Source organism: Burkholderia sp. AW49-1 (assembly GCF_053427845.1).
The window spans coordinates 217,484-237,595 of sequence record NZ_JBSAXF010000009.1; the positions used below are offsets into that span (position 1 = coordinate 217,484).

At 68.8% G+C, this 20,112-nt stretch carries 15 protein-coding genes; 6 read left to right on the forward strand and 9 right to left on the reverse strand.

The features are described 5' to 3' along the window. The first annotated feature begins 150 nt into the window (after positions 1-150). Complete coding sequence (locus ACV22W_RS16830; protein ID WP_059508869.1) at positions 151-939, forward strand: sulfite exporter TauE/SafE family protein; 789 nt, start codon at positions 151-153, stop codon at positions 937-939. 159 nt (positions 940-1,098) lie between these two features. On the opposite strand, the gene ACV22W_RS16835 is transcribed toward ACV22W_RS16830, so the two are convergent. The 3 genes from ACV22W_RS16835 to ACV22W_RS16845 all read right to left on the reverse strand — a co-directional run bounded on the left by ACV22W_RS16835 (position 1,099) and on the right by ACV22W_RS16845 (position 6,242). After that, positions 1,099-2,934, reverse strand: coding sequence for a S10 family peptidase (locus ACV22W_RS16835; RefSeq protein ID WP_448020562.1), 1,836 nt, complete (start codon positions 2,932-2,934; stop codon positions 1,099-1,101). A 613-nt stretch (positions 2,935-3,547) separates the two neighbouring features. Next, positions 3,548-5,638 carry a D-(-)-3-hydroxybutyrate oligomer hydrolase gene (locus ACV22W_RS16840; protein ID WP_448020564.1) on the reverse strand — a complete coding sequence of 697 codons (2,091 nt, stop codon included), beginning with the start codon at positions 5,636-5,638 and terminating at the stop codon, positions 3,548-3,550. Between the two features lie 238 nt (positions 5,639-5,876). Further along, positions 5,877-6,242 (reverse strand): BON domain-containing protein, encoded by a 366-nt coding sequence (locus tag ACV22W_RS16845; RefSeq protein ID WP_448020565.1) that lies wholly within the window; start codon positions 6,240-6,242, stop codon positions 5,877-5,879. Between the two features lie 466 nt (positions 6,243-6,708). Here ACV22W_RS16845 and ACV22W_RS16850 point away from each other — a divergent pair, with 466 nt between their 5' ends. The 3 genes from ACV22W_RS16850 (at position 6,709) to ACV22W_RS16860 (ending at position 9,917) form a co-directional block, all read left to right on the forward strand. Further along, the gene (locus ACV22W_RS16850) at positions 6,709-8,154 is read left to right on the forward strand and encodes a TAXI family TRAP transporter solute-binding subunit (protein WP_448020567.1); all 1,446 of its coding nucleotides are present in this window, start codon (positions 6,709-6,711) and stop codon (positions 8,152-8,154) included. A 107-nt stretch (positions 8,155-8,261) separates the two neighbouring features. Then, entirely contained in the window at positions 8,262-8,900 is a 639-nt protein-coding gene (locus ACV22W_RS16855; protein WP_448020569.1) for a 2-hydroxychromene-2-carboxylate isomerase, read from the forward strand. A 69-nt stretch (positions 8,901-8,969) separates the two neighbouring features. Then, entirely contained in the window at positions 8,970-9,917 is a 948-nt protein-coding gene (locus tag ACV22W_RS16860) for a LysR family transcriptional regulator (RefSeq protein ID WP_448020570.1), read from the forward strand. Positions 9,918-9,960: 43 nt separating this feature from the next. On the opposite strand, the gene ACV22W_RS16865 is transcribed toward ACV22W_RS16860, so the two are convergent. The 4 genes from ACV22W_RS16865 to xdhA all read right to left on the reverse strand — a co-directional run bounded on the left by ACV22W_RS16865 (position 9,961) and on the right by xdhA (position 15,090). Next, complete coding sequence (locus ACV22W_RS16865; protein ID WP_175915286.1) at positions 9,961-10,362, reverse strand: polyketide cyclase; 402 nt, start codon at positions 10,360-10,362, stop codon at positions 9,961-9,963. A 107-nt stretch (positions 10,363-10,469) separates the two neighbouring features. Beyond that, complete coding sequence (gene xdhC, locus ACV22W_RS16870) at positions 10,470-11,147, reverse strand: xanthine dehydrogenase accessory protein XdhC (protein WP_448020571.1); 678 nt, start codon at positions 11,145-11,147, stop codon at positions 10,470-10,472. Position 11,148: 1 nt separating this feature from the next. Further along, a complete protein-coding gene (xdhB, locus tag ACV22W_RS16875) occupies positions 11,149-13,512 on the reverse strand; it encodes a xanthine dehydrogenase molybdopterin binding subunit (RefSeq protein WP_448020573.1) in 2,364 nt (787 codons plus the stop codon). A gap of 18 nt (positions 13,513-13,530) precedes the next feature. Then, positions 13,531-15,090 (reverse strand): xanthine dehydrogenase small subunit, encoded by a 1,560-nt coding sequence (xdhA, locus tag ACV22W_RS16880; RefSeq protein WP_448020575.1) that lies wholly within the window; start codon positions 15,088-15,090, stop codon positions 13,531-13,533. Between the two features lie 361 nt (positions 15,091-15,451). Here xdhA and ACV22W_RS16885 point away from each other — a divergent pair, with 361 nt between their 5' ends. Continuing rightward, the gene (locus ACV22W_RS16885; protein WP_059690711.1) at positions 15,452-16,666 is read left to right on the forward strand and encodes an MFS transporter; all 1,215 of its coding nucleotides are present in this window, start codon (positions 15,452-15,454) and stop codon (positions 16,664-16,666) included. A gap of 109 nt (positions 16,667-16,775) precedes the next feature. Here ACV22W_RS16885 and ACV22W_RS16890 read toward each other — a convergent pair whose 3' ends face one another. Then, positions 16,776-17,666: a DMT family transporter gene (locus ACV22W_RS16890; RefSeq protein ID WP_448020576.1), complete on the reverse strand. Its 891-nt coding sequence runs from the start codon at positions 17,664-17,666 to the stop codon at positions 16,776-16,778. A gap of 133 nt (positions 17,667-17,799) precedes the next feature. On the opposite strand from ACV22W_RS16890, the gene ACV22W_RS16895 reads away from it, so the two are divergent. Beyond that, the gene (locus ACV22W_RS16895; RefSeq protein ID WP_059530479.1) at positions 17,800-18,735 is read left to right on the forward strand and encodes an AraC family transcriptional regulator; all 936 of its coding nucleotides are present in this window, start codon (positions 17,800-17,802) and stop codon (positions 18,733-18,735) included. Positions 18,736-18,800: 65 nt separating this feature from the next. Here the strand turns inward: ACV22W_RS16895 and ACV22W_RS16900 are convergent, their stop codons facing one another. After that, on the reverse strand, positions 18,801-20,012 hold the full coding sequence (locus ACV22W_RS16900) for a pyridoxal-phosphate-dependent aminotransferase family protein (protein ID WP_448020578.1): 1,212 nt from the start codon (positions 20,010-20,012) through the stop codon (positions 18,801-18,803). Positions 20,013-20,112 lie beyond the last annotated feature (100 nt).

Genomic DNA, 20,112 nt, shown 5'->3' on the forward strand with positions numbered 1-20,112 from the left:
CCCGCCACCGACGGCCCGTCCAGCGAGCCTTCCCGGCCGATTTTTAACGTAGTCGTACACCGACGCGCCACTTTTGCGACAATGGCGGACTTTGATGCGCGCGCCGCGGCCGCGCGCCGCCGCCGAACGCCGCATAACCGCCTGCTTCCGATGTCGCTTCCCCATATCGATCTGCTGTACTCCCTGTCCGGCCTGTTCGTCGGCATTCTCGTCGGCCTGACGGGCGTCGGCGGCGGTTCGCTGATGACGCCGATCCTCGTGCTGCTGTTCGGCGTCCACCCCGCGACGGCAGTCGGCACCGACCTGCTGTACGCGGCCGCGACCAAGGCCACCGGCACGCTCGTCCACGGGCTGAAGGGGTCGATCGACTGGCGCATCACTGGCCGGCTCGCGGCCGGCAGCGTCCCGGCCGCGGCCGTCACGCTATGGGTGCTGCACACGCACGGGATGAATTCGCCCGGCACCGCGCGGCTGATCCAGCTGGTGCTCGGCGTCGCACTGCTGCTCACGTCGCTCGCGCTGATCTTCCGTCCGCAATTGACCGCGCTCGCCGCACGCAACCCGCTCGCACCGAGCCCCGCGCGCACGCTGTGGTCGACCGTGCTGACGGGCGCCGTGCTCGGCGTGCTCGTGTCGATGACGTCGGTCGGCGCCGGCGCGATCGGCGTCACCGTGCTGCTGCTGCTGTACCCGACGCTCGCGACCACCCGCATCGTCGGCTCCGACATCGCGCACGCGGTGCCGCTCACGCTCGTCGCGGGCATGGGTCACTGGCTGCTCGGCTCGGTCGACTGGTCGATGCTGCTGTCGCTGCTGCTCGGCTCGCTGCCCGGCATCGTGCTCGGCAGCCTGCTGTCCGCGCGCGCGCCCGAGCGGCTGCTGCGCAACCTGCTCGCCGCGACGCTCGTCGCGGTCGGCGTGCGGCTCGTGCTCGCGTAAGCGGCTGCGCCGGGCGCCCCGCCCGTCGGCTGCCGGCACCGCCGCCTTTCGAAAAAAACAGCCCGATCGGCCTGCGCCGATCGGGCTGTCGTCCATCCGGGGCCTCGCGAACCCGCACCGCCCGGCGCAAGGCCGGACCGGCGGGCCGCAACGCGATGCTTACTGCCCCTGCTGCTTCAATTGTTGCTGCTTGAGCTGCTGCGTGCGCGCCTGCAGCTTCAGCACGCGCTGCAGCGCGGTACGGTTCGCGAGGATCCCGTCGTAGAAGTTGCCGAGGTCGCCCTTCAGCGCGGTCCGCGACGCGTCGTTCAGATAGATCATGTGGCCCGACGGGTAGTTCTTGATCGTCAGGTTCTGCGCCTTGAGCGTCGGATCGAGCGCCATCTGCGCAAGCGTCAGCTCGGTCTGGTGGAACGGCGTGACCGCATCGAAATAGCCGTTCGCCGACAGCACCTTCAGGTCCGGGTTCACGCTCATCGTCGCCGCCAGGTCGCCGGCCGTGTACAGCGTATTGCCGCCGCCCTTGTTCGCGCCGGTCGGGTCCGTATGGCTGAAGTCCCAGTTGTTGAAGACCTGGTCGTTCAGGTCCACGAACGACGACGTCGACGTGTACTTGAGGTCGGTGTTGATGTAGCTGTTCCACAGCACCGTGTACGCGCCGCCGACGTTCGTGATCGACGGATCGTTGCTGCCCGAGTTCGGCAGGATGTACGGCGCGATGCCCTTGCCCGTGAAGTTCGCGCGACCGTCGTACTGGCCGATCTGCGTGCCCGGCACGAGCGTCAGGAAGAACGTGTACGGCGGGTTGTCGTCCGACGACGGCACGTTGCCAAGCGCCGCCGGGTTGCCGAACGTCTGGATCAGCGACGTCGGATCCGTGCCGATGTACGAGCCCATCTGCTGCGCGGTCTGCAGGTTCAGGTTCAGCCGCACGTTCACGAAGCCGCCATCCTGCGGATTCGGCTTCTGCGCGAGCGGCGCGAGCGTGTTGTCCGCGTAGTTGCGGGCCTGCACCATGTACGCGTCGAGATCGGTCGGCGTCGGGTTGAGCGTCGTCTTCTTCCAGTAGAACGCGTCGGCCGCGAGCGTCGGGAAGGTGCCCGGCGCTGACAGCGCGTTCGCATAGTCGAGAATCGACGATTGCAGCGTGATCCCGTTCAGGTCGATGCCGTCCTCGTGCAGCACCCACGACACGACCGCGCTACGCGCCGTGCCGTACGACTCGCCATACAGGAACTTCGGCGAATTCCAGCGCGAGTACTTGGTCAGGTAGCGCTGGATGAAGCGATCGATCGAGCGCGCGTCCTGGTCGGTGCCCCAGAAGTCCTTGTTCTTCGCCGGGGCGATCGCCGCCGAGTAGCCGGTGCCGACCGGGTTGATGAACACGAGGTCGGTGCGGTCGAGCAGGCTGTCCGGATTGTCGAGCAGCTTGTACGGGGCCGGCGGCGTGAAATTCGGGAACGACGACTGCAGGCGCTTCGGCCCGTACGAGCCGAGCAGCAGGTAGACCGACGACGAGCCGGGGCCGCCGTTGTAGAAGAACGTGACCGGGCGCGGCTTCGACGGGTCCGGGTTGTCCTGCGTGTACGCGACGTAGAACATCTTCGCGTTCGGCGCCGACGTGATCGGATCGATGGTGGTCAGGTGGCCCGTGGTGGCCGTGTACTGGACGGTCTTGCCGCCGATCGTGACCTGGCGGTGCACGACCGCGGCTCCTTCGGTCGAATCCGTGACCGCGTCGTTCGGCCCGGTGCCGTACACGTCGTTGTCGACGTACGGCTGGTCGGCCGGGACGGCGGCCGTGGCATTGGTGGTGGCCGCCGTGCTGCCGTTCGACGTCGTCGCTGCCGCCGCGGTGGCAGCGGTCGGGCCGGACCCGTCGTCGCCGCCGCACCCCGTGACGAGCAGCGCCGCGGCCGCGGCTGCGGCGAGCGGCACCCTCAGTGTCGTTCCAAATAGCGCGAAACCGTCTTTCAAGGACTTCAGTGTCGTCATTATTGCCTCTCGAACAGAACGATAAATACCGCCGATCGCAAAGGATCATTTGCGCCGGCGCTCCGCACCGGGAGCGCATTCGTTTTGCGATGCACTCCGAGTTTTTTACCGGATCGGCAAATACCGATCGGCACGATTTACCCCACCCATATTCCGCGACCGCACAATGGAATCAATTCCATTGCAAACAATGGAGCACTAATGCGCGGCAATGCGAATTCAGGCCCATCATCCGCATGCGCGAGAACCAGCAAGCAAAAGCATTCCCCGCGAAGCCCGCCAGACAAGGCGCCTTCGCTTCCAACAGACGAACAATCCCCCTCGGCGAAATGCCGATCAATCGCCAAACGCCGACCAATCGCAGTTCGAGCCGATTTAATAAAATCGAAAGGATCGATTAACTATACGGAAAGGAATATTGTCTTTACGGGAATTTATTAAATTAAGTTAAAATATCGGCGCATAATAGATTCCGGGTTTTCCGTCGTAAAGTAATAATTTGTTACAGCGCGTGCCATTCCGATAAAGGCCAGTGCGGGGACGGATTCCAGGCGCTGAAAAGAAAAAAGCCGGACGACTGTCCGGCTTTCGTATTGCGGCGTGGCGGGCGCCGTCAGAGCGGCACGTCGATCGCGCCAGCACCGGTCGTGATCGTGTTCGCGCCGGGGGACGCCGAGATCGGCGGCAGGTTCGCGCTCGTCAACGCCGGCGCGGCGCCCGGCGTGCCGCCGCGCGGCACCGTGCGGACCACCTGCGACGGCGGCAGCGCGGCACCGCTCTTCAGGTGCCGCCACATCAGGTTCAGCGCCTGCAGGTTGTAGTAGTGAACCGGCACGAAGCGCGTGTCGAAGCCCGCGACGGGCAGGAACGCATCGAAGTGCTGTCCGTTCGTCACCTCGTAGAACACGAGCTGGCTGCGGCCGCCTTCGCTGATGCCGTTCTGCGCGACGTATGCGCGCGACGCGTGATTGACGGGCACGAGCGCGTCGCTGCGGCCCTGCACGATGATCGCGGGTTTGCCCTGCAGGTTCGCGTTCACGCGCACCGCGTCGACGTTCGCCGGCATGTCGAGCATCCCGTTGGTCCACAGCTGCCGCAGGCACAGCGCGCCCGCGAAACTCGCGTCGGGCGTCGCGAGCCTGTGGTCGACACCCGCGCCGGTGTTGAACACGAGACTGACGCCGGCGGTCGGCGGGACGCCGTTGCCGAGACCGAATACAGCCGGCATCGGCGACGTGGCGGGCGGCGCGACCGTGCCCGTCGCCGCACTGGTGGTCGCGAAGCTGAAATTGCACAGATTGTCGGTCACGCGCGAACGCGTATACGCATTCGCATAGGTGACCGCGATCGCCGGAATCGCCTGCGAATCCCACATCGGCGCCTGCAGCAGGTCCGAATCGGCGAGATAGCCGGCCGCATGCAGTTGCGCGAGCGCGTCGGCGGCCTGGCTTTGCGTATCGGCGCCCGACACGAGCCCCGCCGCGGCGAGCGTCGCGCAGCGCTGCGTGCGGATCGACTGCGTGGTGGCGGCGGGCAGCGCGCTCAGGTACGGCGCCCCCGCCAGCGACGCCGATGCGGCCGCGCAGGGCTCCAGCAGGTTCGCGATCGTCGCGTAGTCGGCCAGCGGCCGGCCGAACGACGGTACCGGCTGGCCACCCTCGCGCACGACCGCGTTCGGCGCCATCCGCACGTTGACCTGCGGCTCGCCGACCACGACCGCGGTGATCCAGCGACGCGTGTCCTGCTCGGCCGCCGCGAGCGCCGCGCCGCCGCCGTTGCTGACGGACGCGGCGATCGTGGTGATGTCGCCCGGACGGTACCGCACGCCGTGATGCGAGCCGTCGAGCAGCGGCCCGAACTGCTCGTTGAGCGCCCAGTATGCGAATTCGATCGACTGCAGCGTCACATGCCCCCAGTCCTGCTCGGGGTTCTGCTGCGAATGCGCGTGCTTGAACGCGTAGCGGTTCGGGAAGCGGCTGTTGAACGCGGCCAGGTCGCCGCTCGTGACGTTGGCGGTAAAAAGACTGGCGTTGCCGGCGAGCACGGCGTCGGCGAGCGTGCCGTCGATCAGCGTGATCGTGTCGGTGCCGAGCTCGTGCGCACCGTTGCCGCCGCCCTTGTCGTTGTATGCGACCGCGCAGCCGCGCTTGAGGCCCCACTCGCCGGCCGCCGAAATCGCGCCGTACACGCCGCGCGAACCGGACGACGTCGCGGTGACGATGCATGGCTGCGTGGGATCGAAGCTCGCGGGCACCTGCACGAGCAGCGTCACGTTCTTGCGGCCGCTGCCGTCGTCGGAATACGCGAGATATTCGGTGCCGGGGATCTTGCCCTCGCCGAGCGTGTCGTTGCCGTCGAGGTCGACGTTCGGCCCCCAGAAGCGGCCGTAGCCGCCATTGACGCTCATGTCGACGAGCGCGCGGTAGTTCGACCAGATCGCGACCCGGCGCAACTCGGCGCTCGTCGGCCTGGACGGATTCGCAAACGCGGGTGCGGTGGCGGTGGCGAGCCCGGTCTTGCCGAGGCCGGCCGTCAACAGATCGTCGCTCGTGCCGTCATAGGCGGTCGTGCGCACGCTGCCGGACACGAAACCGGGCAGCCGGTTGCGCTCGCCCGAATCGTCGCCGTTGCAGGCGCCGAGCATCGCGACCGCGACGAGCGCCGCGCCCAAGAGAATCCGACTGCCCCACCCGTGCGTCGTCATAGCCGCCCTCTCGATATCGTTATCGGTTCGCCGCTGCGTCGTGCGCGGCTCACGGCCTCTGAAGAAAACACCGGGCCGTCCAGCACTTTCCGTCCCGAAGAAAGCCCGTTGCGCGTGCCCGTTCGGGGGGGCCTGGCGCAAAGCGGCAGGCCCGAGGCATTCTAAAGCGCAAACGGGCCCCGGTACACCGGGGCCCGCCGCGAGCAGGCGCGCGGCGCTGGCGCGCCGCCGCCCGGCATCATTGCTGCTGGACCGTCAGCTTGTTCGTGACCGACGTCACGCCCTTCACGCTCTTCGCTGCCTCTTCCGCCTTGTCGATCTGTGCCTGGTCGGGCACCGTGCCCTCCAGCGAGATCGCGCCGCCCTTCGAGCGCACGACGAGGTTGGCCACGTCGATGCCGCCAGCCTTCGTAATTGCCTTGCGCACCGCGTAGCCGAGCTTGCGGTTCGCCTTCTTCGCAGTCTTGGCCGCGGCCTTCGGCGAGCTCGCTGCCGCAGCCGGCGCCTCGGTTGCCGCCGCATCGCTCGACTGCGCATATACGCTGCCCGACAGACAGGCCGCCACGGCCGCAACACCCAACGCTCTCAACACGATCGACTTCATGCTATCTCCTTATGACTTCGGAACGGCCGTGCACAGTACGGCCGGATACCCCCAAAGGCAGCCGGCCCGCGCGCGAACGGGCGGGACGGCCGATGATTTCCACGGCGATGCGAGAGAGGCGACACGGGCCGGCGACCGGCGCACGCGAATGCGGGCCGGCCGGGCCGGACAGCCGCCGGCCGGACGCGCCCGGTCTATTGCGTGCCGGGTCGCGCGCGAATCGGTCGCGGCTGCGACGCACAATGTAATCCAGCGCCCGCCGAAGCGCAAAGCTTTTGAGCGCGACCGCCCTGCGGCGGGCGGCGGGCGGCGGGCGGCTCGCACGCCCGCGTCCGCCGCCGCGCCACGGCGCCGGACTCGCGCATGCCGGGCGAAACCGGGTACCATCGCCGCCAGAACCTGCATCGCGTACATCGTCCGTGACGCCCGTCATCAGCGCGTCATGCCCGTGTCATCCGCCCACTCCATGAAGCCAGCCCGCCCTCGCCCGCCCCGCCGCATCCTCGCCCGCTTCGTCGCGGTGTCGTGGCGCGACCTCGCGCTGTCGATCGGCCCCACCGTGCTGCTCGCGGTCGCGGCGGTCTGGCTCGCGGTCAAGCTGATCCAGCCGGCGCCGCCGTCCACGCTCGTGATTTCGTCCGGCCCGCCGGGCAGCACCTACTGGAACGCCGCGCAGAAATACAAGGCGATCCTCGCGAAGAACGGCGTCACGCTCGACGTCCAGTCGTCCGAAGGATCCGCGCAGAACCTCGCGCGACTGTCGAACCCGAACGCGCCGGTCGACGTCGGCTTCGTGCAGAGCGGCATCGGCCCGAAGGAGCGCGACGAGCACCTGGTATCGCTCGGCAGCATCGGCTACGTGCCGCTCGCGATCATGTACCGCGGCCCGGTGGTCGCGCGGCTGTCCGACTTCAAGGGCAAGCGGCTCGCGCTCGGCGCGGAAGGCAGCGGCGCGCGCGAATTGAGCCTGGCGCTGCTGAAGATGAACGGCATCGTGCCGGGCGGCTCGACCGAGCTGCTGCCGACGGCCGGCGAGGACGCCGCGACCGCGCTGCTCGACGGCCGGATCGACGCCGCCTTCCTGTCCGGCGACTCGACGCAGATCCCGGTCATGGCGAAGCTGTTCCGCGCGCCCGGCGTGCACGTGTACTCGTTCACGCAGGCCGAGGCGTACGCACGGCGCTTTCCGTACCTGACCGCGATCACGCTGCCGATGGGCGTCTACGATCTCGGCCGCAACCTGCCGCCCGCCGACATCCATACGGTCGCGCCGACGATCGAGCTGGTCGCGCGCGATTCGCTGCACCCCGCGTTGTCCGACCTGCTGATCGAGGCCGCGCGCGAAGTGCACGGCCACGCGACGATCCTGCAGCACGCGGGAGAATTCCCGTCGGCCGTCACGCGCGGCTTCCCGCTGTCCGACGACGCGGCGCGCTATTACAAGTCGGGCAAGACCTTCCTGTACCGGCGGCTGCCGTTCTGGGTCGCGAGTCTCGTCGACCGGCTGCTGGTCGTCGTGGTGCCGCTGATCGTCGTGCTGATCCCCGGGCTGCGGCTGGTGCCGTCGCTGTACGGCTGGCGCGTGCGTTCGCGCATCTACCGCTGGTACGGCGCGCTGATCGCGCTCGAGCGCCGCGCGCTCGGCGAGCATACGGCCGAGGAGCGCGTCCATCTGCTCGACGAACTCGACGACATCGAGGAGGCCGTGAACCGGATGAAGATGCCGCTCGCGTATGCGGGGCAGTTCTACGTGCTGCGCGAGCACATCGGCTTCGTGTGCGAGCGGCTCACCGCGCACGACCACGACACCGCATCGGGCACACCCGGCGCCGGCGGACCCGCGGCGGCACGCGGCGGCGCGGCGGCGGCGCCTGCCGGCGAGCCCCCTCGGGCGACTCCCGGTTCCGCATGAGCGGCCGATCCGCGATCATTGCTGCATCCGCGCGGCTGCGTCCGCGCGCCGCCAAGTAACATGAAGGCCGCCGCGAGGCGCACACGCCCCACTCTCTGGAGATCGCCATGACAACCGGCCTCGACACCACCCAGCCTGCCTGGTTCTTCGACTTCGTGTCGCCGTTCTCCTACCTGCTGCTCGAACAGCACGACAAGTGGCCGGACGTGCCGTTCGACCCCGTCGCCGTGTCGCTGCCCGACCTGCAGCGCCACTGGGGACAGCGCCCGAGCGCCGACGTGCCCGCCAAGCGCATGTTCACGTACCGCCATGCGCTGTTTCGCGCCGAACAGCTCGGCATCCGCTTCAAGATGCCGCCCGCGCATCCGTTCGACTCCGACAAGGTGCTGCGCCTCGCGATCGCGCTGCGCGCCGACATCGCGACCGTGCTGGAAATATTCCGCTTCATCTGGCATGACGGCAACGACCCGTCGACGCCGAACGGGTTCGCCGCGCTGTGCGAGCGCGTCGGCGTCGGGCACGGCGACGAGCTGATCGAATTCGAGGAAACGAGCGCGCAGTTGCGCCGCAACACCGACGACGCGATCGCGCTCGGCGTGTTCGGCGTACCGACGTTCTGGATGAACCAGCAGCTGTTCTGGGGCGAGGACGCGCTGCCGATGGTGCTGTACTGCGCGCGCACGCCGAACTGGCTCGAATCGCGCGAGGTCAAGCGGATCAGCACGCTGCCGAAGGGCCGCGTGTGATGGCCGGTATCACGCACCGCGACGCGTGGCTGCGGTAAGGTTACGCTTCTGCCGAATCACCGCGCACCGATGGAAGACGACGACCGTACCGCCTCGCTCGATATCTGGCTCGTGCGCGTATTGCGCACGCTGCTGCTCGAGCGCAGCGTCACGCAGGCCGCGCTGCGGCTGAACCAGACCCAGCCCGCGATCAGCACCGCGCTGCGCAAGCTGCGCGAGACGCTGAACGACCCGATTCTCGTGCGCGGCAAGTCCGGGATGGTGCCGACCGAGTATGGTGCGTCGCTGCTCGGGGCGGCGTCGCGCGCGCTGCGCGAGGTCGACTTCATCGCGACGCCGCACGGCGACTTCGACCCGTCGTCGGCGCGGCGCACGTTCCGCGTCGCCGCGCCCGACTACCTGAACGATTTCTTCATGCCGACGCTGATCGAGCGCTTTCGCGACGCAGCACCGCATGCGCACCTGGAAATCGACTCGCTGAACCCCGCGCTCGATCACGCGGAGGCACTCGAATCGGGTGCGCTCGATCTCGTGATCGGCAACTGGCCGAAGCCCGACCCGCGCTTCGCGCGCCAGGACCTGTTCTCCGACACGATCGTGTGCCTGATGCGCGACGCGCATCCACTCGCGCGCGAACCGCTCACGCGCGAAGCGTACGCGTCGGCCGCGCACGTCGCGCCCACGCCGTACACCGGCGACAAGCGCAACGCGATCGAGATCGGCCTCGCGCGCGCGCGCCTCACGCGGCGGATCGTGACGACGCTGCCGTATTTCGGGATCGTGCCGCAGGTGCTGCTGCAGTCTGACCTGATCTTCACGACGACGCGCCGCTTCGCGACGCACTACGCGCAGCTGCTGCCGCTCGTGGTCGTCACGCCGCCCGTGTCGTTTCCGCGCATCAAGAGCTACCTGCTCACGCACCCGCACCCCGATCGCCCGACCGACATCGCGTGGCTGTGCGCGCTGATGCGGAGCGTGTCCGACGAGCTGACCACCGCACGCGGCCGCAAGCGCTGACGCCGCGCGGCATTGCCTGCGCGCGACGACGCGGCACCGCCGCTCAGGCCGTGCAGAAGGTTTCCTGCAGATGGGTCCAGCGCACGATGCCTGCCGCGTCGCGCGCGAACACGGCGGTCGCGCGACGCGCGGGCAGTTCGCCCGATGCCGCCTGCTGCGCTTCGAGATAGGTGAGCACCGCGTGCGATGCGTCGGCCATGAGCACGCGGATGTCCGACAGCGCGATGCGCAGCCCCGGCTTCGCGCCGCCGAGCGTCGCGAACAGCGCGCGCGTGCCGTCGCGGTCGAGCGCGCGACCGTCGGTCAAGATCATCGTGAAATCGGCGGAAAAGGCTGCGATCAGCGCATCGAGCGCCGCGGGTGAAGTATCGGTGCCGGACAGCCAGCGCTCGATGTCGACGATGCTTGCATCGAGTGCGTCGAGATAGACCTGGGGATCGGACATGGTGCCTGCGCGAGAAGACGCGCGGCCCGATGCCGCGCGATCCGTGCAGTGTAGGCAAAAACGCGCGGACGTGCGTCGGACGTGCCGACCCGCGTCGTTACCCGTCGTTACCGCGCGCAGCTCACGTCGTCGCGCATGCGTCCCGCCGCGGCCGCCTTCGTGTCGGCCACCGGCATGCCCGAGCGGGCCTGCAGCAGTTCCGCGCAGACGGCCACCGCGATCGCGCCGGGTGCCTTGTCGACGATGCCCGCGATGCCGATCGGGCACACCATCTCCGCGAGCCGCGCCGGATCGACGCCGCGCGCCGCGAGCCGGCGCTCGAACTTCACGCGCTTGGTGCGCGAACCGATCATCCCGAAATACGCAAAGTCGCGCCGCCGCATGATCTGCGCGGCAAGCGAGAAATCGAGCGCGTGGTTGTGCGTCATCACGAGGAAGTACGCGCCGGGCGGCGCCGCGTCGACGACGGCCTCCGGCGTGTCGGTCGGCTCCGGCTGCACGTTCGGCGGACATTCGTCCGGGAACAGTTCGTCGCGCGTGTCGACCCACTGCACGACGCACGGCAGTGCGCCGAGCAGCTCGACGAGCGCGTGACCGACGTGCCCCGCGCCGAACAGCACGATGTGCATCGGCGGCGGCGCGGCCTTCGCGCGGGGGCGCCGGCCGGTGCCCGGCGCGAACGCCTGTATCGGCGACGGCATGTTGCCGCACGCGCCGTCGCAACCGGCGGCGGACGCATGCGACGCGGCATGCGGCGAGTGCAGTGAGCCTGGAGGCCGGTTCATGTCAGCCTGCCTGCACGGCGCTCGCCGCGCGCACCGCGTTCACCGCACGCAGGATCGACTCGCCGGTGGCCGGCGCGTCGAGCGGCGGATTCACCCGGTAGTCGCCGACCGCGGCAATCGCGTCGCGCACCGCGAAGAATACCGAGAACGGCAGCAACAACGGCGGCTCGCCGACGGCCTTCGACCGGTGGATGCTGTCCTCGACGTTGCGGTTCTGGAACAGCCGCACGTTGAACTCGGGCGGCGTGTCGTTGACGGTCGGAATCTTGTACGTGGACGGCGCGTGCGTCATCAGCTTGCCGCCCGCGTTCCACCACAGCTCCTCGGTCGTGAGCCAGCCCATCCCCTGGATGAACGCGCCTTCGACCTGGCCGATGTCGAGCGCCGGGTTCAGCGAAGCACCGACGTCGTGCAGCGCGTCGACGCGCAGCGTGCGCATCTCGCCCGTCAGCGTGTCGATCACGACTTCCGACACGGCCGCCCCGTACGAGTAGTAGTAGAACGGCCGCCCCTGCAGCTTCGACTGATCCCAGTACAGCTTCGGCGTCGCGTAGAACCCGTCGGACCACAGCTGCACGCGTGCGAGATACGCCTTCGCGATCACCTCGCCGAACGGCACGCTGGCGCCACCGATCCAGACGAAGTCGTTGCCGAACTTCACGTCGGCCGCGTCGACCTTGCCGTCGCCGAACTGCTTCGCCGCGAACGCCGCGAGGCGCTCGCGCAGCTGGCGCGCCGCATCCTGCGCGGCCTTGCCGTTCAGGTCGGAGCCCGTCGACGCGGCCGTCGCGGACGTGTTCGCGACCTTGCTCGTGTCGGTCGCCGTCACGCGGATCCGGCCGAAGCGGATGCCAAGCTCGTGCGCGACCACCTGCGCGACCTTCGTGTTGAGCCCCTGCCCCATCTCCGTGCCGCCGTGGTTCACGAGCACCGAGCCGTCGGTATAGATGTGCACCAGCGCGCCGGCCTGGTTGAAGTGCGTGACGTTGAACGCGATGCCGAACTTCACCGGCGTGAGCGCGATACCCTTCTTCAGCACCGTGTTGCGTGCGTTGAATTCGCGCACGCCCGCGCGCCGTGCGCGGTAGTCGCTCGTCGTCTCGAGTTCGCCGAGCAGTTCGTGCAGCACGTTGTCCTCGACCGTCTGCCCGTAAGGCGTCACGTTGCGTTCGGTCTTGCCGTACAGGTTCGCGTAGCGCACGTCGAGCGGATCGCGGCCGAGCGAGCGCGCGATGTCGTCGAGGATGTACTCGATCGCGAACGCGCCCTGCGGGCCGCCGAAACCGCGGAACGCGGTGTTCGACTGCGTGTTGGTCTTGCCGCAGTAGCCGGCGATGGCTACATCGCCGAGCCAGTACGCGTTGTCGAAATGGCACACCGCACGCGTCATCACCGGGCCCGACAGGTCCGCCGAGAAGCCGCAGCGCGACGTCATGTCGAGTGCGACGCCATCGAGGCGGCCATCGTCGTCGTAGCCGACGTCGAAGCGATAGTGAAAGTCGTGCCGCTTGCCGGTGATCATCATGTCGTCGTCGCGGTCGGGGCGCAGCTTCACCGGGCACAGCAGCTTCCACGCGGCGAGCGCCGCGCAGCACGCGAACAGGCCCGACTGCGATTCCTTGCCGCCGAATCCGCCACCCATCCGGCGGCATTCGACCAGCACGTTGTGCGACGCGACGCCGAGCACGTGCGCGACGAGGTGCTGCATCTCGCTCGGGTGCTGCGTCGAGCAGTACACGTGCATCCCGTCGTCGTCCTTCGGCACCGCGTAGGCGATCTGCCCTTCCAGATAGAACTGCTCCTGGCCGCCGAGCAGCATTTCGCCCGACTCGCGATGCGGCGCGGCGGCCAGCCGCGCGGCCGCGTCGCCGCGCGCGAGCTTCAGCGGCGGGATCACGTAGGTTTCGGCCTTGCGCGCGTCCTGCGCGGTCAGGATCGCGGGCAGCTCCTCGTAGTCGACCTGCGCGCGGCGCGCGGCGAGCCGCGCGATTTCGTGCGAGGTTGCGACGACGATGAACATCGGCTGGCCGACGAATTGCACGATGCCCTTCGCGAGCACCGGGTCGTCGTGGATGATCGGGCCGCAGTCGTTCACGCCGGGGATGTCGTCGGCCGTGAACACCGCGACCACGCCGGGCGTCGCGCGCACCGCGTCGAAGTTCATCGACACGATCTTCGCGTGCGGCTTCGCGGACAACCCGAGCGCCGCATGCAGCGTGCCCGCGACGAGCGGGATGTCGTCGGTGTAGGTCGCGCGCCCGCTCACGTGCAGGTGCGCGGATTCGTGCGCGCGGGAGACGTGGACCTGCGCCGCGTCGGCTTGCGGGTCGAGGGTGTTCAGGAACGGTTCTGCTTGCTGGTTCATGTTCGGTGTTCTCCCTCGTCAGACGCGCGCCGCGTCGTTGGCAACTTCGGCGGCCACTTCACGCACGTTCAGCGACTGCGGCGGCAGCGGGTCGTGCGGGCGCGTCTCCAGCCAGAATCTGTACATCAGGTTCTTCGCGGTATCGAGGCGATACGCGCTCGTCGCACGCATGTCGGTGAGCGGCTGGTAGTCGCGCTCGAGCGCCTGCATCGCGGCCTGCGCGGTGGCTTCGTGCCATGGCGCGCCGTCGAGCAGGCTTTCCGTGTGCGTCGCGCGCTTCGGCGTCGCGGCCATCCCGCCGAACGCGACGCGCGGCTCGCGGATCAGTTCGCCGTCCGCGATGAACGCGAACGCTGCGCACACCGCCGAAATGTCGGAGTCGAACCGCTTCGACAGCTTGTACGTCCGGAACTGCAGCTTCGCGCGCGCGCCGGTGCGGGTCGGCACCTTCAGGCCGACGACGAATTCGTGCGGCGCCATGTCCTTTTGCTGATAGCCGGTGTAGAGCGCCTCGAGCGGCAGCTCGCGCACCGTGTCGCCGCCGCGCAGCACGACCCGCGCGCCGAGCGCGATCAGGCCCGGCATCGAGTCGCCGATCGGCGAACCGTTCGCCACGTTGCCGCCGATCGTCCCCGCGTTGCGGATCGGCAGCGACGCGAAGCGCTTCCACATTTCGGTCAGTTCGGGATACGTGCCGGCCAGTGCCGCATACCCGTTCTCGAGCGTCACGCCCGCGCCGATCTCGATCCAGTCGTCGCCGTGCACGATGTTCTGCAGTTCGGCGATCTGGCCGACGTAGATCAGGTCGTCCAGACGGCGCATTTGCTTGGTGACCCACAGGCCGATGTCGGTGCTGCCGGCGAGGATCCGCGCGGCCGGACGCTCGGCCTTGAGCGCGGCCAGCGCGTCGAGCGTGCGCGGCGCCGCGAAGCGCGCGCCGTCGGGCGTCGTGTAGTCGAACGTGTCGTCACGCCTGAGCGATGCGAGCGTACGGGCGAGCGTGGCCGTGTCGACCGGCGCGGTAGACGCCGGCGCACCTTCGCCGGTCGCATCGAACATCTGCACGGCCGCGTCGACGATCGGACGGTAGCCGGTGCAGCGGCACAGGTTGCCGGTCAGCGCATCGGCGATCTCGGTGCGCGTCGGCACGTCCTTCGCCTTTGCGCACGCACTGCCGCAGCCTTCGTGGCCGTGCCTCTCGTACAACGCCCACATCGACATCACGAAACCGGGTGTGCAGAACCCGCATTGCGACCCGTGGCAATCGACCATCGCCTGCTGCACCGGATGCAGCGAACCGTCCGGCTGGCGCAGGTCTTCCACCGTCAGCAGCGCACGGCCGTCGAGCGTCGGCAGGAACTGGATGCAGGCGTTGACGGCCTTGAACGCGACGGTGCCCGCGTCGGTCAGCTCGCCGACGACGACCGTGCACGCACCGCAGTCGCCTTCCGCGCAGCCTTCCTTGGTGCCGGTGCAATGCGCGTCCTCGCGCAGATACTGCAGCACGGTGCGGGTGACGTCGGCGCCGCTGACTTCGCGGACCGCGTGACGATGGTAGAAGCGGATCGGCTCACTCATGTCTCTATCGTTCTTCAAGTGTTCTTCAAGTGGGGGCAAGGCGGCCTGCGCGGGGCGCTCGACCGACGTTTCTCTGACAGTTTGCACGCTATCACCATCAAATTCCGCAACCCATAGCCCATCACGCATGGGGCCCATATAACTGTCGCGATATGGGCGTCGAGGTCGCCCGGCGGGCGGCGCGCGCCTTGCTCCATCTGGATCCCAGGCTTGCCGGCACCGCGCCGCCAGCGATTCTTCGGCAACGGAAACGGGGCGCGATTAACTAAATGGTCCCTGCGGGAAAACCGGTTCCATGGGAAAATCCCGATTCCGTTTTTCGCCGTCTTCCGTTCCGTTTTCGCCCATTCAATCCGACCCCATGTCCACCGATTCCGCCACATCGCCGCGCAGCGGGTTTGCCGTCACGCTGCAAATCGTGTCCGTCGTCTGCTTCACGTTCATCTGCTACCTGACCATCGGCCTGCCGCTCGCCGTGCTGCCGGGCTTCGTCCACGACGACCTCGGCTTTTCCGCGATCGTCGCGGGCGGCGCGATCAGCGTCCAGTATTTCGCGACGCTCGCGTCGCGCCCGCTCGCCGGGCGCTTCGCCGACACGCTCGGGCCGAAGCAGACGGTGCTACGCGGGCTGATCGGCTGCGGCGTGTCGGGCGTGCTGCTGCTCGTCGCGCTGCTGCTGGCCCACTGGCCGGTCGCGAGCCTCGTGCTGCTGGTCGCGAGCCGGCTCGTGCTCGGCGTCGGCGAGAGCCTGTGCGGCACCGGCGCGATCCTGTGGGGCATCGGGCGGGTCGGCGTCGCGCACAACGCGAAAGTGATCTCGTGGAACGGCATCGCGACCTACGGCGCGCTCGCGCTCGGCGCGCCGGTCGGCGTCGCGATCGCGCATACGCTGAATCCGGCGCTGATCGGCGTGATCGTGATCGCGCTCGCCGCGACCGGCTTTTATCTCGCACGCCTGATCGATTCCGTGCCGCTCGTGCACGGCGAACGGATGTCGTATGCGAGCGTGTTCACGCGCGTGCTGCCGCACGGCCTCGGTCTCGCGCTCGGCTCCGCCGGCTTCGGCTCGATCGCGACCTTCGTCACGCTGTACTACGCGGCCCGCCACTGGCCGAACGCCGCGCTGTCGCTGACCGTGTTCGGCACGCTGTTCATCGGCGCGCGCCTGCTGTTCGCGAACACGATCAAGACTTACGGCGGCTTCCGCGTCGCGATCGTGTCGTTCGCGTTCGAATGCTCGGGCCTCGTGCTGCTGTGGCTCGCGCCCGTGCCGCACGTCGCACTCGTCGGCGCCGCGCTGACCGGCTTCGGCTTCGCGCTGATCTTCCCGGCGCTCGGCGTCGAGGCGGTCGCGCTCGTGCCACCGGCAAGCCGCGGCGCGGCGCTGTCCGCTTATTCGGTGTTCCTCGACCTGTCGCTCGGCATCACGGGCCCGCTCGCGGGCTATGTGGCCGGTGAGTTCGGCTATCCGCAGGTGTTCCTGTTCGCGGCGGTGGCCGCGGCGGCGGGCGTCGCGCTGTCGATGATGCTGTACCAGCGGCAGGCGCGGGTCGCGGGAAGCGGCGCGGCGGCTTGAGCCGCTCGCCGCCGGACGGCCAGGCGGCCGCTGCCCCGGCGGCACAAAGGAAAACGCCCGCATCGCGCGGGCGTTTTTTGTTTCCGGCGGCCCGCGGCGGCGGCCCCGGTCAGGCCGTGCGCAGGAACAACCGGCGCGTCAGGTCGAACGCGACGAGATTGCCGGCCAGCACGAGCAGCAGCCCGAGCACCGCGAGCGGCGACCACTGGTAGCCCTCGAAGACCGTCGACACGGCCAGCGCGACGATCGGAAACAGCACCGTGCAGTACGCGGCGCGCTCGGGGCCGATCCGGCCGACGAGGGTCAGGTAGGCGGTGAACCCGATCACCGAGCCCGGCACGGCCAGATAGAGAAGCGCGCCAAGATAGCGCGGGCTCGGGTCGATCATGAACGGCAGCCCGGCCACCACACTGCCGACCGTCAGGATCGCCGCGCCGATCAGCATCGCCCAGCCGTTGGTCGCGAGCGGGTGCAGGCCCATCGACTGCATCCGGCTCGACAGCAGGTTGCCGGCCGAGAAGCACATCGTGCCCGCGAACGCGATCGCGAGGCCCGTCCAGGTCGCGTGATCGTCGAGGTGACCGGCCATCTGCTGCCAGAACAGGCACGCGATGCCGGTCAGCCCGAGCAGCGCGCCGGCGATCGCGGACGGCCGCAGCGGGCGGCCCATGAACAGCCGGCCGTTGACCGAGTTCAGCAGCGGCGCGGTCGAGAAGATCACGGCGACGAGGCCGCTCGGCACGACCTGCTCCGAATAGTAGAAGCACAGGAAATTCAGGCAGAACAGCGCGAAGCCCTGGGCGACGAGGTAGCGCCACGCCTCGCGCGGCGGGCGCACCGGCCGGCGCATCACGCGCAGCAGCGCGAACAGCACGGCGGCCGCGAGCCAGAAGCGCCATGCGATCGACACGGGTGGCGGGACGGCGCCGAGTTGCCATTTGATCGCGATCCAGGTGGTGCCCCAGATCAGCACGGTGACGAAATAAAGCGACAGGTTCATGGCGGCAACGAAGCAGAACGAGTGAAACGGACTCCGACTGTGCCGCCGCCCAGCCCGCGCGGATTGTCCGGAATTGCGGTCTTTTTCGGGCGGCCGCACGGCGCGCTGCGCGCGCGCTTATACTCGCCCCATCATGAGTTCGCCCCTGTACGCCCCGCCCGCCGACCACGCGGCCGCCCTTGCCGGCGGTGCGATGCCGTTCGGCCTGCAGTCGGTGTGCCGCACGCTCGCCGAGGCGAACGCGACGCTCGAACGCTTCGCGTGGCTCGGCGACCATCTCGCGATCGCCGAATGGACGCGCATCACCGACGAAAGCGAGACGATCTACGAACAGCCCGGCCACCACACGCTGTCGTGCTATCTCGACGGCGGCTACCGGACGGAGCGCGAACGCGTGCCGCGCTACGGCGCGCCGAGCCTGCTGTGCGCGCTGCCGGGCGACCATGAATCGCGCTGGTGGGTGCGCGGCGAGATGCACTTCATCCACCTGTACTTCCTGCCCGAGCACTTCACGCAGCGCGCGATCCGCGAGCTCGATCGCGAGCCGCGCGAGCTGAAGCTCGCCGACCGCACCTATTTCGAGGATGCGCGCGTCGCGGCGCAGTTCCGTTCGCTCGCGCTCGAACGCTGGGACGATGCCGACGGACGACTGCGCGTGAACGAAGCCGCGCACGACGTGCTGAGCCTGCTGCTGCGCGGCCAGAGCACGACGCGCACCGATGTGCCGTTCCGCGGCGGGCTCGCGCCGGCCGTGCGCCGCCGCGTGCGCGACTATATCGACAGCTACCTGTCGCAGCCGCTGACGCTCGGCGAACTGGCGAACGTCGCCGCGCTGTCCGAATACCATTTCTCGCGGATGTTCAGGCTGTCGTTCGGCCGCGCGCCGCACGCGTGGGTGGCCGAGCAGCGGCTCGCGCGGGCGCGGCTGCTGCTGCGCACGACGACGTTACCGCTCGCGCAGGTCGCGGCCGAATGCGGCTACGCAAATGCCGGCCACTTCAGCCATCGCTTTCGCGACGCGCACGGCACGACGCCGAACGCGTACCGGCGCGCGATGCAGGGCGGCTGAACGCCACGCGCGTCGGCCGTCGACGAGGCGGTTTCGTGCAACGCACCCGCCTCGCCGCTCTCCGCTTACGTACCGCGTCGCGACAGTTCCTGCTCGAGCGCGGCCACGCCGGCCGGCAGGTCGACCGGCACCTTCAGATCGTCCATCGTGCGGCCGAACGCATGCAGCGTGCGGAACAGGTTGTGTTCGCGGCACTGTTCGCCCATCTGCCCGATCCGCACGATCGGCAACCCGAACGAGCCCGAAATCTCGACCTGGTACTGCTTCGAGATATGGCCGCACACCATCCCCGGCGTGAGCCCTTCGGGTGTCTCGATCCCGACCACCGAGTTGAGCCGGCAGCCCTTCGGCGCATAGAGCGTGAGCCCCATCGCCTCGACGCCCGCCTGCAGCGCGAGCGAGCAGCGCAGGTGGCGTGCGAAGCGGCTTTCGAGCGTCTCCGCGCAGACGAGCCGCAGCGCCTCGTGCAGCGCGAGCACGCCCGACACCGGCGCCGTGTAGTGATAGCCCGCGTTGTGCCAGAAGTTCTCCGCGAGCGCCATGTCGAGGCACCAGTGCGCGTTCGGTTCCGGACGCCGCTTCATGCGCTCCCACGCGGCGTCGGAGAATGCGATCAGCGACACACCGGGGATCGACGACAGCCCCTTCTGGCCGCCCGTGATCACCGCGTCGATGCCCCATGCGTCCATTTCGAGCGGCATCGTCGACAGCGTGCACACCGCGTCGACCACGACCAGCGCGCCGGCCGCCTTCGCGAGCGCGGCGATGTCGCGCAGATCGCGGTTCCATACGGTGTTCGACGTCTCGCCCTGCACGATCGTGACGATTTCGGGCCGCTCGCGCGCGATCGCGTCCGCGATCTCGTCGAGACTCGCGACCGAGCGGTCGGCCACCTCGAGCGTGGCGACGTCGGCGCCGACGCGCGTGGCCATCTCGGCCATCCGCGCGCTGAAGAAGCCGTTGCGGATCGACAGCACGCGCGTGCCGCGCCACGCGAGGTTCGAAATCGCCATCTCCATCGCGGCGGAGCCGGGGCCGGCCACGCCGAGCACCCACTTCGAGCGGGTCTGGAACACGTAGCGCGCCATCTCCTTCACCTGCTCGATGATCTTCGCCATCGTCGCGCCGAGGTGGTTGATCACGATCGTGTTCGCCTTCGCGACGGCGGCCGGGATCGGGACCGGGCCGGCCCCCATCATCAGCAGCGGTTCTTCGGGCAGGATCGCGTCGAGCGGCACGACGACGGGACAGGGAATCGGCGAGTAATCGATGGACATGGCAGGTCAAGGAGGAAGGAAGAAAACGCTCGGACGTCGTTCGCCGCACGGCACGGCGAACTGATCGATCATTCCGCGTTCCGCGCCCGCGCGCAAGAGG

Coding starts and splice junctions, on each gene's coding strand:
- ACV22W_RS16840 (WP_448020564.1), bottom strand. CDS start 5,638: ATGACGACGCACGGGTGGGGCAGTCGGATTCTCTTGGGCGCGGCGCTC.
- ACV22W_RS16895 (WP_059530479.1), top strand. CDS start 17,800: ATGAGTTCGCCCCTGTACGCCCCGCCCGCCGACCACGCGGCCGCCCTT.
- xdhA (WP_448020575.1), bottom strand. CDS start 15,090: ATGAGTGAGCCGATCCGCTTCTACCATCGTCACGCGGTCCGCGAAGTC.
- ACV22W_RS16830 (WP_059508869.1), top strand. CDS start 151: ATGTCGCTTCCCCATATCGATCTGCTGTACTCCCTGTCCGGCCTGTTC.
- ACV22W_RS16835 (WP_448020562.1), bottom strand. CDS start 2,934: ATGACGACACTGAAGTCCTTGAAAGACGGTTTCGCGCTATTTGGAACG.
- ACV22W_RS16890 (WP_448020576.1), bottom strand. CDS start 17,666: ATGAACCTGTCGCTTTATTTCGTCACCGTGCTGATCTGGGGCACCACC.
- ACV22W_RS16900 (WP_448020578.1), bottom strand. CDS start 20,012: ATGTCCATCGATTACTCGCCGATTCCCTGTCCCGTCGTCGTGCCGCTC.
- xdhB (WP_448020573.1), bottom strand. CDS start 13,512: ATGAACCAGCAAGCAGAACCGTTCCTGAACACCCTCGACCCGCAAGCC.
- ACV22W_RS16850 (WP_448020567.1), top strand. CDS start 6,709: ATGAAGCCAGCCCGCCCTCGCCCGCCCCGCCGCATCCTCGCCCGCTTC.
- ACV22W_RS16860 (WP_448020570.1), top strand. CDS start 8,970: ATGGAAGACGACGACCGTACCGCCTCGCTCGATATCTGGCTCGTGCGC.
- ACV22W_RS16855 (WP_448020569.1), top strand. CDS start 8,262: ATGACAACCGGCCTCGACACCACCCAGCCTGCCTGGTTCTTCGACTTC.
- ACV22W_RS16845 (WP_448020565.1), bottom strand. CDS start 6,242: ATGAAGTCGATCGTGTTGAGAGCGTTGGGTGTTGCGGCCGTGGCGGCC.
- ACV22W_RS16865 (WP_175915286.1), bottom strand. CDS start 10,362: ATGTCCGATCCCCAGGTCTATCTCGACGCACTCGATGCAAGCATCGTC.
- xdhC (WP_448020571.1), bottom strand. CDS start 11,147: ATGAACCGGCCTCCAGGCTCACTGCACTCGCCGCATGCCGCGTCGCAT.
- ACV22W_RS16885 (WP_059690711.1), top strand. CDS start 15,452: ATGTCCACCGATTCCGCCACATCGCCGCGCAGCGGGTTTGCCGTCACG.